The 15,428-nt window shown below is 35.4% G+C and carries 18 protein-coding genes; 1 reads left to right on the forward strand and 17 read right to left on the reverse strand.

The features are described 5' to 3' along the window. Window positions 1-60: 60 nt before the first annotated feature. The 6 genes from yabG to metG form a co-directional block, all read right to left on the reverse strand. The gene (yabG, locus tag MOC86_RS17935; RefSeq protein ID WP_268585361.1) at window positions 61-924 is read right to left on the reverse strand and encodes a sporulation peptidase YabG; all 864 of its coding nucleotides are present in this window, start codon (window positions 922-924) and stop codon (window positions 61-63) included. 103 nt (window positions 925-1,027) lie between these two features. Further along, window positions 1,028-1,903, reverse strand: coding sequence for a 16S rRNA (adenine(1518)-N(6)/adenine(1519)-N(6))-dimethyltransferase RsmA (gene rsmA / locus MOC86_RS17940; protein WP_268585362.1), 876 nt, complete (start codon window positions 1,901-1,903; stop codon window positions 1,028-1,030). Window position 1,904: 1 nt separating this feature from the next. Beyond that, complete coding sequence (gene rnmV, locus MOC86_RS17945; RefSeq protein WP_268585363.1) at window positions 1,905-2,459, reverse strand: ribonuclease M5; 555 nt, start codon at window positions 2,457-2,459, stop codon at window positions 1,905-1,907. 123 nt (window positions 2,460-2,582) lie between these two features. Next, on the reverse strand, window positions 2,583-3,797 hold the full coding sequence (locus MOC86_RS17950) for a G5 and 3D domain-containing protein (RefSeq protein WP_268585364.1): 1,215 nt from the start codon (window positions 3,795-3,797) through the stop codon (window positions 2,583-2,585). Between the two features lie 222 nt (window positions 3,798-4,019). Continuing rightward, window positions 4,020-4,790, reverse strand: coding sequence for a TatD family hydrolase (locus MOC86_RS17955; protein WP_268585365.1), 771 nt, complete (start codon window positions 4,788-4,790; stop codon window positions 4,020-4,022). Window positions 4,791-4,888: 98 nt separating this feature from the next. Further along, the gene (gene metG, locus MOC86_RS17960; protein WP_268585366.1) at window positions 4,889-6,853 is read right to left on the reverse strand and encodes a methionine--tRNA ligase; all 1,965 of its coding nucleotides are present in this window, start codon (window positions 6,851-6,853) and stop codon (window positions 4,889-4,891) included. 647 nt (window positions 6,854-7,500) lie between these two features. On the opposite strand from metG, the gene MOC86_RS17965 reads away from it, so the two are divergent. Next, entirely contained in the window at window positions 7,501-7,785 is a 285-nt protein-coding gene (locus MOC86_RS17965; RefSeq protein WP_019395137.1) for an AbrB/MazE/SpoVT family DNA-binding domain-containing protein, read from the forward strand. Between the two features lie 27 nt (window positions 7,786-7,812). On the opposite strand, the gene rsmI is transcribed toward MOC86_RS17965, so the two are convergent. The 11 genes from rsmI to MOC86_RS18020 all read right to left on the reverse strand — a co-directional run bounded on the left by rsmI (window position 7,813) and on the right by MOC86_RS18020 (window position 15,188). Then, window positions 7,813-8,685 carry a 16S rRNA (cytidine(1402)-2'-O)-methyltransferase gene (rsmI, locus tag MOC86_RS17970; RefSeq protein ID WP_268585367.1) on the reverse strand — a complete coding sequence of 291 codons (873 nt, stop codon included), beginning with the start codon at window positions 8,683-8,685 and terminating at the stop codon, window positions 7,813-7,815. Beyond that, a complete protein-coding gene (locus MOC86_RS17975) occupies window positions 8,685-8,942 on the reverse strand; it encodes a GIY-YIG nuclease family protein (RefSeq protein ID WP_268585368.1) in 258 nt (85 codons plus the stop codon). Before MOC86_RS17975 ends, rsmI begins: the two co-directional genes overlap by 1 nt. After that, window positions 8,935-9,675, reverse strand: coding sequence for a tRNA1(Val) (adenine(37)-N6)-methyltransferase (locus MOC86_RS17980; RefSeq protein ID WP_243516031.1), 741 nt, complete (start codon window positions 9,673-9,675; stop codon window positions 8,935-8,937). Before MOC86_RS17980 ends, MOC86_RS17975 begins: the two co-directional genes overlap by 8 nt. Window positions 9,676-9,733: 58 nt before the next feature. Next, on the reverse strand, window positions 9,734-10,078 hold the full coding sequence (gene yabA, locus MOC86_RS17985; RefSeq protein WP_019395141.1) for a DNA replication initiation control protein YabA: 345 nt from the start codon (window positions 10,076-10,078) through the stop codon (window positions 9,734-9,736). 11 nt (window positions 10,079-10,089) lie between these two features. Beyond that, entirely contained in the window at window positions 10,090-10,920 is an 831-nt protein-coding gene (locus MOC86_RS17990; RefSeq protein ID WP_019395142.1) for a PSP1 domain-containing protein, read from the reverse strand. Window positions 10,921-10,924: 4 nt separating this feature from the next. Then, window positions 10,925-11,917 (reverse strand): DNA polymerase III subunit delta', encoded by a 993-nt coding sequence (gene holB, locus MOC86_RS17995; protein ID WP_268585373.1) that lies wholly within the window; start codon window positions 11,915-11,917, stop codon window positions 10,925-10,927. 16 nt (window positions 11,918-11,933) lie between these two features. Beyond that, entirely contained in the window at window positions 11,934-12,365 is a 432-nt protein-coding gene (locus tag MOC86_RS18000; RefSeq protein WP_268585370.1) for a YaaR family protein, read from the reverse strand. Window positions 12,366-12,380: 15 nt separating this feature from the next. Next, window positions 12,381-12,710, reverse strand: a complete 330-nt coding sequence (locus MOC86_RS18005) for a cyclic-di-AMP receptor (protein ID WP_019395145.1) — start codon at window positions 12,708-12,710, stop codon at window positions 12,381-12,383. A 94-nt stretch (window positions 12,711-12,804) separates the two neighbouring features. Then, complete coding sequence (tmk, locus tag MOC86_RS18010; protein WP_268585371.1) at window positions 12,805-13,434, reverse strand: dTMP kinase; 630 nt, start codon at window positions 13,432-13,434, stop codon at window positions 12,805-12,807. Continuing rightward, window positions 13,431-14,882: an aminotransferase class I/II-fold pyridoxal phosphate-dependent enzyme gene (locus MOC86_RS18015; RefSeq protein WP_268585372.1), complete on the reverse strand. Its 1,452-nt coding sequence runs from the start codon at window positions 14,880-14,882 to the stop codon at window positions 13,431-13,433. The genes tmk and MOC86_RS18015 overlap by 4 nt, the downstream gene beginning before the upstream one ends. Before the next feature lie 114 nt (window positions 14,883-14,996). Next, window positions 14,997-15,188, reverse strand: coding sequence for a sigma factor G inhibitor Gin (locus tag MOC86_RS18020; protein ID WP_113754014.1), 192 nt, complete (start codon window positions 15,186-15,188; stop codon window positions 14,997-14,999). Window positions 15,189-15,428 lie beyond the last annotated feature (240 nt).

Raw genomic sequence — 15,428 nt, forward strand, 5'->3', positions numbered from 1 at the left:
TTTCTATTTTTCAAAATTTATGTACAAAAAAAGTCCCCTAGGCATACAGCCTGAGAGGACTTATTCTTCTAAGATATTATAAGGCATACCAGTACGAAGAAGACCTTTTGTTTCTATCCCACCTATTCCTTTTTCCCCTGTCAACGTATTGCGTAATACATCCCATACCCGAATGCGCTCAGTAAAGGGTGTAAAGCTAATTTTAGCCACAATATACACAGGATCTAGAGCATGAATGTTTACTCGAGAGGGAGAACTTGCAAAATTTGCTCCAACTCCAATAAGGGACTCAAAGTGTGATTGACAAGCCCCTGCAAAGATAACAAGCTGATCTAAATTAGGAACTCTTTTGCGCACTTTATGCACTGTCTCCACAAAATGTTTTGAGTGTCTATAGGCCTCAATTTCCCCTTTTTTTCCCTTTGATTTAGAATAAGCATCATGCCCTGTAATAACAAGGATGTCAGGACGTATTTCGTCAATTAAAGCAGGGACTTTTTGAGGCATTTCCTTCTCCAAGCAATGCACTCCATAAACAGGAATGTTAAGCTTTTCATAAAAAATTAAACACTTTTGTAAGTAGCTAGCATCTCCGTCGACGTGAAGCACTTTGCCTGGAAGTTGAAAAAAACGTTTTTCTTCCTCATACCCATTTGTTGCTTCATATTCACTTTGCTCTCGTGTTAGTTCATAATCTTGTTTAATAAGGGAAAAAGAGCGCTGGATGCGCTGCTCTTCTTTGGACTTTCTATCCATATACTCTTGCTTCTGAACTGCTTCTAGGTCATCAAGTGGAGCATCCGCCACTAGCCTCACTTCTTCTCCATATAAAACAGCAATTCCTCTCTGAATATCAATTACTCTAAATAGCACATCTCTGTTATAAGAAGATCTTGCAACGATATCACCAACATTAATATTCATGTTATTCACTCCGTCACAGCCTCAAAGTCGATTTGTTAAAACAAACTTATCTAACCATAGAGTATGAACATGAGTGGAAAAGGTGATTGCCTACTCGTTATTTTTATCCAATCGTGCGTTTTAACGTATTACTTAAAAGAGCAAACTCTTCAATTGTCAATGTTTCTCCTCGACGTTTTGGATCAATATTTGTAGATTGAAGAGCCTCTTCAATTTCTTTTTTATATTTCTTTCCGTCTTCTAAATTATTTGTTAAATTATTCAATATTGTTTTACGACGTTGTCCAAAACAAGCACGAACGACCGTAAAGAAATAAGCTGAATCATCAAGTTCAACAGGCGGAGTCTTACGCATTTTTAAGCGAATAACAGATGAATCAACGTTTGGTTGTGGGTTAAATACCGTTTTTGGCACTGTCATAACTGTTTCAGGTTCAGAATAGTATTGAATAGCTACTGAAAGAGATCCATAACTTTTTGTACTAGGTTTAGCCGAAATGCGGTCTCCGACTTCTTTTTGAAGCATAACAACAATACCTTCGAGCGGAAGCTCTTCTTCTAATAGTTTCATCAAAATAGGAGTTGTCACATAGTAAGGAAGGTTTGCTACAACCATAATATCTTCTATTCCTGCAAACTGTTCTTCTAATACACTTTTGAGATCTGCCTTTAGAACATCTTGGTTCAAGACTTCCACGTTATCATAAGGAGCTAATGTTTCATCTAGAATAGGAAGCAAACGTTGATCAATTTCAAAGGCTACAACCTTCTTCGCAGTCCTTGCCAAATGCTCTGTTAATGCTCCAATTCCCGGTCCAATCTCAATTGCACCTTTTTTATCATCAAGCTCTGCATAACGAACAATACTTGTTAAAATATTAGGATCTATAAGGAAATTTTGACCTAAACTTTTTTTAAATGTGAATCCGTATTTTTTTAATATCTCATTTGTTCTCGATGGGGTTGCGATATCTTTCATCTTACTTTTCCTCCTCTAGCACACGTACCATTGCTTCTTTGAATTGTTCTTTTGTAATTTGAAACATGAGAAGTCGTTTATGCAGCTGTTTTCCATTTGCATAACCAATCTTCAGAAACTGCCCTAGTATTTCTCTTCTTTTTTTTGCTGTACTACCGCCAATCAAACCTGCAATCATAAGATCTTGATGTGTAATCTCTTCCTCAATATCAATAAATTCTTCATACACATTTTGAAGAGCAGCACGAATATCTTTTCTTGAAGCATGTTCAACACCAAGACCTCTCCCTTTCTTCGGCTTTGCTTGCTGTTTTGGTAAAAAGGCATGCTTACATCCTTTAACATGTTCACTAATAATTTTACGTATCCGCTCTCCTGGATAATCAGGATCTGTGAATACGATAACACCTCTTGTTTCTTGAGCAAGTTTAATTTTTGCAATGGTAGCTTTATTAATAGCGGAACCATTAGTCTCAATTGTATCTGCTTCAACAGCTTGTTGTACAGCCGTAGTATCATCTCTTCCTTCAACAACAATAATTTCTTTGATTTTCATTTTTTCCTCCATATGGTGAAACTTTCTTTAAACTGTTTCGTCTTATATATTAGAACATACCTTATTTTAACCTAAAAAAGACAGAGGAGAAAAATCCCCTCTGCATCTTTCAACTATTATATATTAATTTACAACTCGGACAGTTATATTTCGACGACCCCATTTATAGGCCTGTGATTTATCAGCAAAAAACACATCAATTCGGTGACCTTTAATAGCTCCACCTGTGTCTGCAGCTGTTGCATATCCATAACCTTCTACATATACCTTACTTCCAAGTGGTATAACGTTCGGATCAACAGCAATAACTTTTGCATTTGGGTTTGCTTTTAAATTCATGCCGTTTGCTGTTGTACCTGAACACCCATTACATGAAGCTGTATATGCTGTTGCTGAAACCGTAATTTCTTTTCCAGACTGTCCTTTTGAAGACACATTTACGACACCAGCTGTCTGGGAAACTGGTTTATCAACTTTTGCACCAACAGCAATAACACGGTCCTGTTTCTCTTTTAAAGGCTCTTCTGTTAATAGCTCTTTCGAAACATTTTGACCGTTTTCTTTCGTAATCTCATATTCCTTCTTTACAACCCCATCTTGTCCTTCTTTAAGAACCTTCTCTTGTCCTTTAGGCAGCGTTGGGTCTTCTTTTTTTACAACAGCATGATTCACTGGTTCTTCCACTACATCGGTGACTTTTTCAATATCTGTATACGTTACATTCATACCTGGTTCGACTTTAGTAGATAAACTTGGATTCACTTGATCCATATCGTCCTTTTGTATTTTATGATGGGCTAAAAAGTCAGCGACCGTAGTCGAAGTTGACCACACTTTCTTTGTTTCTCCTTTATAGTTGAAAGTGAATTGAAAGGCTTTGTTGATTTGAACTTGATCGTTTTTTTCAATCCCTTTCTTAAGGCTAGGACTTACTTGGTCATGTTCGTTCAACTTTATTCCTTCTTGTTTTAATAATCCTTCTACTGTATCCGCTGTTGTCCATACCTTTTCCTTCTTGTCATCAATAGTCAACTGTATGGGTCGAGATGGTATCCAAGATACGTTCATCCCTTCCTTAAGATGTGTTGATAATTTATGTGATAGATAATCTTGATCCTTGACTTTGATATGTTGTTCTTCCAGCAATTCTTCTACTGTATCGGCATTTGTCCTTAATTTCTCTTTTTTGCCGTCTGCGCTGAAAGAAACAGAAGTTTGGCTCGCCTTAAAACCGGCGAATCCTACTAAACATAAAAAGGCTGCGATACTCACTGCAATCGTCAAAAACCTTTTGTTTAGAGTAGGATTAGGTAACAGCTTCTTCATACTTCTTAACACGATGAAAAACGCCTCCTTCTCTCGCGAAGATTATATAGAGTCCTCTACAACTTGTCAACCCTCCGCTAACCATGCTAGGGATATAGTATATTATGTCTAAAAGGCTAGTGGAATGGAAGAACAACTTGTCGACAAGATTATCCTATGAGAAGAAGGAGACGAGTAGAACCCTTTTTAAACATTGAGTTTACGGACAGCTCTGTTTAAGAAGTGTTAAAAAATTTATCGATTTATGCCGAATAATTTTTGGGCATTCTCAGTTGTTTTTTCTGTTAGCTCTTGGTAACTAATACCTCTTAATTCAGCAATTTGTTCAGCTACAAGTGTAACGTAACTCGGTTCATTTCGCTTTCCACGATTTGGGTGTGGAGCAAGATAAGGACAGTCTGTTTCGATTAATAATCGATCAAGTGGGATCTCTGCTGCAACTTCTTTCGGTTTTTTTGCATTTTTAAATGTAACCGGTCCACCAAATGAGATATGCATGTTCATATCTATACACTGTTTAGCTGTTTCAAGACTTCCACTAAAGCAGTGCATAATCCCGCCAACTTCTTCAACTTTCTCTTCTTTTAAAATCTCGACCACATCTTCTGTTGCTTCACGATTATGAATGATGATAGGAAGATTTACTTTACGAGCTAAACGAACCTGACGACGAAAAACTTCTTTTTGTACATCTTTTGGCGACTTATCCCAATGATAATCTAATCCCATTTCTCCGATTGCTACAACTTTTGGATGTGCTGCTAGCTCTTCAATCCATTCTAAATCTTCATCTTTCATATCAATTGCATCAACAGGGTGCCAACCAACGCTTGCATACAGGAAATCATATTTTTCTACAAGCTCCATTGCTTTTGTAATTGTTGGACGATCAAATCCAACAACAACCATTTGCTTAACATCTGCTTCAAGAGCTCGATTAATCACTTCTTCTAAGTCTTCATCAAATTGATCTGCATTTAAGTGAACATGTGTATCAAATAACAAAATTAACACCTCTTCTATCTTTTTCGTTTCACATGAAACTACGTCTATTTTAAAGTAAAAAAGGAGCCTCTTCAAAAATTGAAGAGGCTGATTCATCTTTACTTCACACGGGCACCATTTTCTAGTGTTTGATCAACAGAAGCTAGAGACAATATGCCGTTTTCCTCTCCTGCTAAAATCATACCTTGTGAAAGTTCTCCGCGAAGTTTAACAGGTTTTAAGTTAGTTACACAAATAACTTTTTTCCCTACCAAATCTTCAGGTTTATAAAACTTTGCAATACCTGACACAACTTGACGCTGTTCATAGCCAAGATCAAGTTGAATTTTTAGTAGCTTATCTGCTTTTTTAACAGGTTCTGCTTTTAGAACTTGAGCAACACGAAGATCCACTTTCATAAAATCATCAATTGTGATTTCTGAGCTCTCCTGCTTTTCTTCTGTCTTGTCTTTCTTCTCTTCCTTTGGAGCTGGAGCGCTGCCCTGCATTTGCTCTTTAATATAAGCTACCTCAGCTTCCACATCTAAACGTGGGAAAAGAGGCTGCCCTTTTTTCACTACTTTTACACCTGGTGGGATTGCTCCAAATTGTTGAAGGCTTTCCCATGCTTGAAGTTTCTCATCTTCAAGTCCAAGCTGAGCAAAAATGCCTTTCGGTGCTTGAGTTAAGAAAGGTTGTAAAAGAATCGCCATATGACGGATAGATTCTGCCAAATGAGCCATAACAGATGCAAGATTCGTTTTATCCTCTTCTTTTGCAAGAACCCATGGCTGTGTTTCATCAATATACTTATTCGTACGGCTTACAAATTGCCATAGAGCTGTTAGAGCAACAGAGAACTCCATTTTTTCCATTGCTTCTTCATATTTTGTAACCGTTTGTTTTTGGAATGCAGAAAGAGTTTCATCAAATTCTGTTACAGGTCCACTGTAAGCCGGGATTTCACCATCAAAATACTTGTTAATCATCGCAATTGTACGGTTCACAAGATTTCCTAAGTCGTTTGCTAAATCAAAGTTTGTACGCTCAACAAATCCCTCTGGTGTAAAGACTCCATCAGAACCAAATGGAACTTCACGTAATAGATAATAGCGTAATGCATCTAATCCATAGCGATCAATAAGAGTAACAGGATCAACAACATTTCCTTTTGATTTTGACATCTTTCCATCTTTCATTAATAACCAACCATGTGCAAATACTTTGTTTGGCAATGGTAAATCTAATGCCATTAACATAATTGGCCAATAAATAGTATGGAAACGTACAATTTCTTTTCCAACAAGATGAACGTTTGCTGGCCAATATTTTTGGTATTTTGTATCATCATCTGTTCCATAGCCAAGTGCTGTAATATAGTTTGATAGAGCATCAATCCATACGTACACAACATGCTTAGGATTGTTTGGAACTTTAATTCCCCACTCAAAGCTTGTACGAGAAACCGCTAAATCTTCAAGACCTGGTTTAATAAAGTTATTGATCATTTCATTTTTACGAGATTCTGGTTGAATGAACGTTGGATTTTCTTCATAAAATTGTAGTAAACGATCTGCATATTTACTCATTTTAAAGAAATAAGATTCTTCTCGAACCTTCTCTACTGGACGGCCACAATCTGGACATTTTCCATCCTCAAGCTGACGATCTGTAAAGAATGATTCACAAGGAGTACAGTACCATCCTTCATATTCATCTAAATAGATGTCTCCTTGTTTTACAAGTTGATCAAAAATCTTTTCAACAACAATTTTATGGCGTTCTTCTGTTGTACGGATAAAGTCATTATATGAAATATCCAATTTACTCCAAAGAGATTTAATACCAGATACAATATTGTCTACATACTCAATAGGAGTAATCCCTTGCTCTTCTGCTTTACGCTGAATTTTTTGTCCATGCTCATCTGTTCCTGTAAGATAATATACGTCAAATCCCTTTAAACGTTTATAGCGAGCCATTGCATCCCCAGCTACTGTCGTATAAGCATGTCCAATATGCAGGTTACCGCTTGGATAATAGATAGGGGTCGTAATGTAAAAACTTTGTTTCTGCTCTGTCATATGTCGTCAAACCTCCATTAATTTCTTTATCAATATAATGTCGAATGTATTTATGAGCCGTCTAGATACGAGTGTTATATCATAGAAAAAGTAAAAGCGCACACATAAAGCTCTTTCTCTACGCTTTTTTCCTTTGCCGGCATTGAGAAAGTTTTCTCACTTTTATATGAATGAAATAAATTTCTTCTATATACTATATTACTATTTTCTCAATGCTTTTTAAAAGGGGTATCTTCAATAGAATTAAGCTAGCTTTCTTTATAAGAGATAGTCCCTTATCATCCTCTCCTACTTTCTTTAAAGATACACCTCTCCTTTCATTTTGTTTTAACGGTAATTTTAAAAAACCAACTTTGTCGTTTAATGTCGAAATACGCATATTTCTTGTCAAACTTTGCTTAATTCAATAAAATATAATTAAAGTAAATATTAGGCTTATTTTAAACAATTTTAATCCTAATAAGGTACTTTACCCCTTTAAATATCCTGTTTTTGCTGAAATTAGCTTTTTTTAAATAAATTAGCTCAATTTCGAAATAAATTATTGACTGCTTTTGGAAATCCTGATATGATAAATCAGAGAAGAAAATGTCGAATATTGACGAAATTATATAGAGAAAGCTTATTCATGGGAGGAGAAACTAATTATGAAATCTACAGGTATTGTTCGTAAAGTTGATGAATTGGGTCGTGTGGTAATTCCAATCGAATTACGTCGTACACTTGGTATTGCTGAAAAGGATGCTCTTGAAATTTATGTGGATGAGGACCGCATTATCCTTAAAAAGTACAAACCAAACATGACTTGCCAAGTAACAGGTGAAGTTTCTGACGATAACATGCAAATTGCTAACGGTCGTCTAATCTTAAGCCGTGAAGGTGCAGAACAAATTATTAAAGAAATTCAAGATAACTTAGAGTCTTCAAAATAAAAAAAAGAGAGGAATTCCTCTCTTTTTTTATTTTATATGATAGTCTTGATAAACTTCTCTTTTGGATATTCCCCGATCTTTTGCAACACTTTTTAGTGCTTCCTTATTTGATTGACCCTTATGTATATAATGATCAACATGTTCAATTATCGATAGAGAAACCCACCAGACTTCCTCATCATCTTTTATATCTCCTTGATTCCCTTCAACTATAACGCAAAATTCCCCGCGTACTTCTCCATCATTACACCAATCAATTAGCTCTTCTAGTGAACCTCTAATAAACTCTTCAAATTTCTTCGTAAGCTCTCGGGAAATAACGGCTTTGCGTTTTCCCATGCCATCATGAATAGCTAGAAGCATTTCTTTTAATCTATGTGGAGCTTCATAAAAAATAAGGGTTCTTCTTTCCTTATTGAGCTCTTCTATAATTTCCTTACGGTGTTTCTTTTGACGAGGTAAAAATCCGTAAAACATAAAATGCTCTGTATTTAAGCCAGAAGCAATAAGAGATGTTAGAGCTGCATTTGCACCTGGTAATGGGATAACGGCAATTTCTTCTTGTAAAGCTAGTTCAACAAGATCAACTCCAGGGTCTGAGATACATGGCATACCTGCATCGCTTACAAGAGCGACTGTTTTACCTTGCAGCAAATCATCAATGATTTCTTTTCCTTTTTGCTGTTTATTATGTTCATGGTAGCTTATAATGCTCTTCTCAATCTCAAAATGGTTGCAGAGCTTCCTCGTTTGTCTCGTATCTTCTGCTGCAATGTAATCTGCTTCTTTTAATGAACGAATAGCACGAAATGTCATATCTTCTAGATTTCCAATTGGAGTTGGAACTAAATATAATGACCCTTTTTCACTATTTTGCTGATAGCTTTTTTGTTGCCACATCATTCATTCTTCCTTTCTTCTAAAAACCGTTCTTTTTCTCTTCTTGTTAGTTTTTTGAAAGCATATTCTGCTTTCATTGCCTCACTTTTTGTTTCAAATTCTTCTTTGTACAATAAAATAACAGGACGGCGGGCACGAGTATACTTTGCACCTTTACCTTCATTATGCACTGCTAATCGTCTTTCCATGTTATTTGTATATCCACCGTAAAAACTCTTATCCCTACATTCTAAAACATAGAAAAAATGCTCACCCATAAAGAATTTTGTTTAATTCCTTCGTATATTCATTTTTTTCATTGTACACAAATAGAGGCGGTAAGATTTTTAAGTCAGGCTTTCCATCTTTTATTCCTTCTACAAGGAGGGTATTCGCTTCTTTCCCTTCCTTTGGATAAACAAATTGAATTCTTTTTGGTTCCAAACGATACTCTCTCATTAAGGTGATAATATCTAATAAACGTCCTGGTCTATGAACAAGCGCTACTTTCCCCCCTTGTTTTACAAGGGCACTACTCGCTTTTATAACATCTTCTAAATCACATAAAATCTCGTGTCTTGCAATAGCATAATGTTCGTTTTTATTTCTTTCTTCCTTTTGAGGAGTTGGAAAATATGGAGGATTACATGTTACAACGTCATATTTTCCTGTTCCAAGCATTGCTGGCATCTCTTTTAAGTCACCTAAAATAAAAGAGATTTGCTTTTGTAGCTCATTATATTTATTACTTCTATTAGCCATATCATAGAGTCGCTCCTGAATTTCAACTCCAGTAATTGATGCTTTAGAACGTGTTGATAAAAGAAAAGGAATAACTCCATTTCCCGTACATAAATCGATAATATTTCCTTTTTGAATTGGCACATATGTGAATTTAGCCAACAAAACGGCATCTAAAGAAAAGGAGAAGACGGTTGGACTTTGAATAATACGCAAACGCTCTTCTCCTAATAAGTAATCCAAACGCTCATCATGTTTTAAATTGACCATTATCATTTCCCTTTCTTGCTTTTAAAGCCGTATAAAAGGGTGCCCTTAGGCACCCCTTTTACTTTTTATTTAGAAAAGATAAACAAAAAAGACAATCTTCTTTCCGAACACTTCCGTAGTGAACATTGCAAATATGAAAACCTTCTTGATACAAACGAGCTAAATTATCATATCCTTCACCAATATCAATTTGTTTTTGTACATTTTCTTTTGGTTTTTTGGATTTTAATTTGGTTTCCGTTCTTTCAAGTCTCTCTCGTAGATGTTTATTCTCTAACGTCATGTGATGGTTTTCTTCAATGAGTTCAGCAAGATGTTCTTTTAAGCTTCCTAGTTGTTTTGACAGATATCCAATCTGCTCTTCCATACCCATTACAGAATCTAATATCTCTTTCTTATCCAAACCTATACACCTCATTGATCAGTGGCTTGAATGGAAATAGCCCCTTCATGCATAATTTCATCTAACGTATATTCCACAACTCGCTCTCGATCAGAGAGTTCTACTTGTAAAATACGTTCTAGTAAGTTCAGCCCAACAACGCGCCCTTTTCCATTTGGCGTATTAATAGACTCTCCTACATCAGGTAATTCTTCTTTTGCACTCTCATATTCATCGTTCTCATATTTTAAGCAGCACATCAAACGGCCACATAACCCTGAAATCTTTGTAGGATTTAAAGATAAACTTTGGTCTTTTGCCATCTTAATAGACACAGGCTCAAAGTCTCCTAAAAATGTAGAACAACAAAGCATGCGACCACAAGGTCCGATACCACCTAAAAGCTTGGCTTCATCCCTTACACCAATCTGGCGAAGTTCAATCCGCGTTCTAAAAATAGAAGCTAAGTCTTTAACTAATTCACGGAAATCAATGCGTCCGTCCGCAGTAAAATAAAAAATTACTTTATTTCGATCAAACGTATACTCAACGTCTACAAGTTTCATTTCAAGTTTATGATAAGCAATTTTCTCTACGCATATCTCATAAGCTTTCTTTGTTGCTTGTCGGTTTTCTTCTACGCTCAATTTATCTTTTACATTAGCAATTCGAATCACTTTCTTCAGTGGAAGAACAATATCATCCTCTTCAACTTTTTTGCTGCCAATGACTACTTTTCCGAACTCGACCCCTCGAACAGTTTCAACGATAACATATTCCCCATTATCAACCTTAAGCTCTCCTGGATCAAAATAATATATTTTCCCCGCTTTTTTAAAGCGAACACCTACTACTTCATACAAGCTCCTATCCCTCCTGTAATTCCAACACCAGCTCCTCTATTAATAGCTGTGGATTCATATTGGAGCTTAGCTTCTGCTTAGCTTTTAGCACAGCTTCCAAACGTTGAACACTTTTTCTTTGTGTTGTTTGCAAAGCCTGCTTCTTAAGTTGTTCTCTATAACCTATAAAAGCGATAGTCTGTTCATTATCAGCCTGTAACTGCACTAAATCTCTATACAATAGTAAAAGGAGATGCAAGCCTTTCTCATACTGCTCTTTATCCTTGAAATGGGAAATCCACTGCTCCTGGATAAAAAACAGAGCTTGCTCTGGTCTTGTTACTAATGTTTCATTTAATTTTATCACTAACTTTCGTGCAAGTCCAAACCATTCATCTTCATTTAACTGTAAAGCTTCTTCAAGGCTATTTGTTAAGTGAGATAATAACTGCGCAGTAGAAGGAGAGACGCTATGTTCAACAAGGGTATCAACTAAAACTTGTGGAGTAAGTGGTTGAAATGAAAGTACTTGGCATCTTGACACAATTGTATCAAGTAACTGATGAATCTGCTCAGTTAATAAGATAGCATATGTGTCTGCATGCGGTTCTTCTAAAAACTTCAATAAGCTGTTTGCTGCGTTTGGCGTCATCTTGTTAACATGTTCGATAATATAGAGCTTCTTTCTTGACTCTACACCTGTTCTCTGAAACTCTGCTTGTAAATATTGAATTTGCTCTTTTTTAATAGACTGACCTTCAGGAGAAATGAAATGAATGTCAGGGTGATTCTGTGATTCAATCCGTCTACAATTTGAACAAGTAGAACAAGGTTTAGCTCCATCCCTATTTGTACAAAATAAACTTTTAGCCATTTGAAAGCTTACATCTTTCTTTCCTGTGCCCCGTCCGCCTTCAAATAAGTATGCATGCGAGACACGTTCCTTGTTTAAACTGTTCTCAATCATTTTCATCACTTTTGGTTGAATGTTTTCAAGTTCTCTCCAGTTTTTCACGATTCTCACTCACTTCAAATTACATATATAAATTAATTAAAAGGCCTTTAATTTCACCTAACTTTTTTAGTAAAGAGATCGAGTCTGCTTGTTGATTTGTTATATCCTTAGTAAGCTCCATTAACTTTTCATCAATCTCTTCAACAGTTGTTAGTTTTTGGGTCTGTCCATCATAACTAAAACTTCTAGAATCCTTAAGATCCAATCCAAATTCTACAGCTTCCTTAATAAAACGCCTTATAAGCATCTTATACTTAGCCATTTCCCGTAATGTTTGAGAGCGAGCAAGGCGCTGTCCTTGGTCTTCAATTCCTGCCATAAGCTGCTGTAGCTGTAGTTTATTTGCCTGTTTTCCAACGAGATCCTGAAATTTTAGCGGGGAAGACGTGACCTTCTGACTTTGTTGTCTATCTTGCTCAATATATAATGGAGCATCTTGATTAATTTTCATTTTTATCCCTTCATTTTAGAACTGATGGAAAGCTTCAACTGGTAATACAAAGACTGTTGCACCACCAACTTCTACTTCTACAGGATATGGAATATAAGAATCTACGTTACCACCCATAGGTGAAAGTGGAGAAACGAATTTCTTGCGGTTTTGACAGTTATTCTTAATTACCTCTAAAAGCTCATCAACACGATCATCATCTGTACCAATCATAAGCGTTGTGTTTCCAGATTTCAAGAAACCCCCTGAACTCGAAAGCTTTGTAGAACGAAAATTATTTTCTACGAGCGCATCTAAAAATTTTGTGCTGTCTGTATCCTGAACCACTACTATAACAAGTTTCATTTTACATACTCCCTTTCCATAAGGTTATATAGTTCTCATAGTTCTCATATTTTTCTTTATTATATCAAGAAATTTTCTCTTATGACGAAATGTTTCAGAGTTTATACTTCCTTTGCAAATGATAAAGTACATCTTCAAAAACTTCAGAAACTGTTCGATTTGCATCAATTTTTATGATTCTTTCTGGAAATTTCTCTTGAAGAATTAGATAACCTTCTCTAACTTTCCTATGAAAATTTAATGTTTCTAGATCAAGACGATTTACCTCTCGATCTTTATTTTGATTTATTCTTTCTAATCCTGCTTCAACATCAAGGTCTAAGTAAAATGTAATATCAGGCATATAGCCATCAACTGCAAAAGAATTAATGGAAAGAATAGCTTCTAGGTCAATTTCTCTTGCGTAACCTTGATAAGCTAAAGAACTATCAATAAACCTGTCACATATAACATACTTTCCCTCTTTTAAAGAAGGTATAACCTTTTCAACTAAATGTTGACGTCTTGCTGCGGCATAAAGAAGAGCTTCTGTTCTGCCATCCATTGTTGTATGCTCTTTGTCTAGAATGATACTTCTAATCTTTTCGGAGATTTCAATTCCCCCAGGTTCTCTTGTAAAAATAGCTGGAATACTGCGACTTTCTAATTCTTGCTGTAGCTTATTTATAATAGTAGTTTTCCCTGCTCCTTCAGGTCCTTCAAAGGTAATAAAACGTTCTGTCATACTTCCTCGTCCTCTCGTACAAAAATCTCAATTTCACTTTCAGGCTTTTGTATTCCTTGAATATGTACATTTTCACTTATTAATTTTTTTAAGTAAGAAATCCCATCTTCCCCTAACTTTTCTCCCTCCATGAAAAGAGGAATCCCAGGTGGATAAGGAATAATATTTCTAGCTGTTACTTTTCCTTTTGCCGCATCTATATGAACCTTTCTTCTTTTCAAGATTTTCCCTTCTTGATATGTCACATCTAGAGGATGTACATTTTTTCTAAAGTTATGTAAGAAGAAGCTTGAAACTGCCTGTTCCTGATATTGAGACACTTGTTGTGCAGCAATCTCTTTAAGGCTATGGATCAATTTTTCATCATAAAAATTTGTTGTTAACGGCAAAATAAATAGTACGCTCTTTTCATTTGCCAACTCACTATATATACCTCGCTGTTCTAATAAAGCTTGAAGGGCATAACCTGATAATCCATCAAGACTTATAGAAAGCTTTAGGGGATCATGACTAATATTAACATAATCAGGCTTTAGAACAGTTATACCATCTATACAAGCTATTTCTTCTCTAAATTTCTTTAATGAATGAAGAATATAATCTTCTTTCCCTAATAAAGAGGATAGATAAAAGCGAGCTAAATCTAAAGAAGCCATAATAGGATATGAAGGGCTACTTGATTGAAGTATTGATAAAAAATAGGAAAGTTCCTCCTTATCAATAAGGTCACCTTGAGCATGTAAGTATGATCCCATTGTCATTGCTGGTAATGTTTTATGAGCTGATTGAATTACTATATCTGCTCCTAAACCGACAGATGAGATTGGAAAGCCATCTAAAATAAAATGAGCTCCGTGTGCTTCATCTACGATAACTGGTATCCTCTTAGCATGTGCATGCTTAATAATGGAACAAAGATTATTAGAAACACCATAATAGCTTGGATTTGTAAGTACTATAGCTTTAACGTTTGGATAGTTCTCAATAGCATCCTTTATATCATTTTCTGTTATTCCTAGTGAAAATCCAGTTTGAGAATCAATCTCTGGAGTTAAAAATAAAGGATGAGCTCCGGTTAACTTCAAAGCATTTAAAATAGATTTATGAGAATCACGTTGAACGAGAATCTGTTCACCGTCCTTGCACACTGACATAATGGAAGCAAGATTACCAACCGTTGAACCGTTAACCAAAAAGAAAGTTTGCTCTACTTTATATAGCTCTTTGGCTAATTCCTGTGCTTCTTTAATCACTCCTTCAGGAGCATGAAGGTCATCAAGATCTGTTACTTCTGTTGCGTCTATTTTCAATAAATCTTGAAAAAATGATTTTCCAAGAAGAGGAAAGACCTCTCCATTTTTATGTCCTGGAACATGATAAGAAGAAGGTTCTGTTCTCATATGATTTACTAATTTAGAATATAAGGGAGTGTTTGATTGAGATGTCATTTTTATCAATTCCTTTTTTATCTCTCTTAACCAATAGTAGCAAATAAAAAGAACTTGTGAAACAATAGAATAACGATAAAAAAAGACTGCTTCTTTATTAAAGTAAGAAGCAGACTATAATTCAACTTTAGATGTATTCATTCGCTTTAGTTTTTTCACATAGTAATCATACATTACTTCATTTGTTTCTGTATCCACAATTTCTTTCTCACAATCTCTACATAGGAAAGAAAATAATATCCTAATACCTTCTTCTCTATATTCCTCACATACCATACATTGTTCTTTTTGATGATTCGCCTTCATTTATTTCTCCCTCCTCTTACTAATACAGTATAACCAGCACTTTAGAGAATATACACATTAAGAGAGTTTAAGATAACTAGATTATAGGCTGAAATACTAATTAGCGTATTATATGAAGAGTACATTCTTCTAGTGCATGGTCCATAAATGAAAACAACCTGTCTTTTCTTTGTAAATACATAAAAAGGCTGATCTTTTATAGATCAGCCTTTTTGTATAGTGCCTGGCAACGTCCTACTC

The sequence above is a fragment of the Priestia endophytica genome (assembly GCF_026790145.1).
Classification (GTDB): Bacteria; Bacillota; Bacilli; order Bacillales; family Bacillaceae_H; genus Bacillus_I; species Bacillus_I endophytica_A.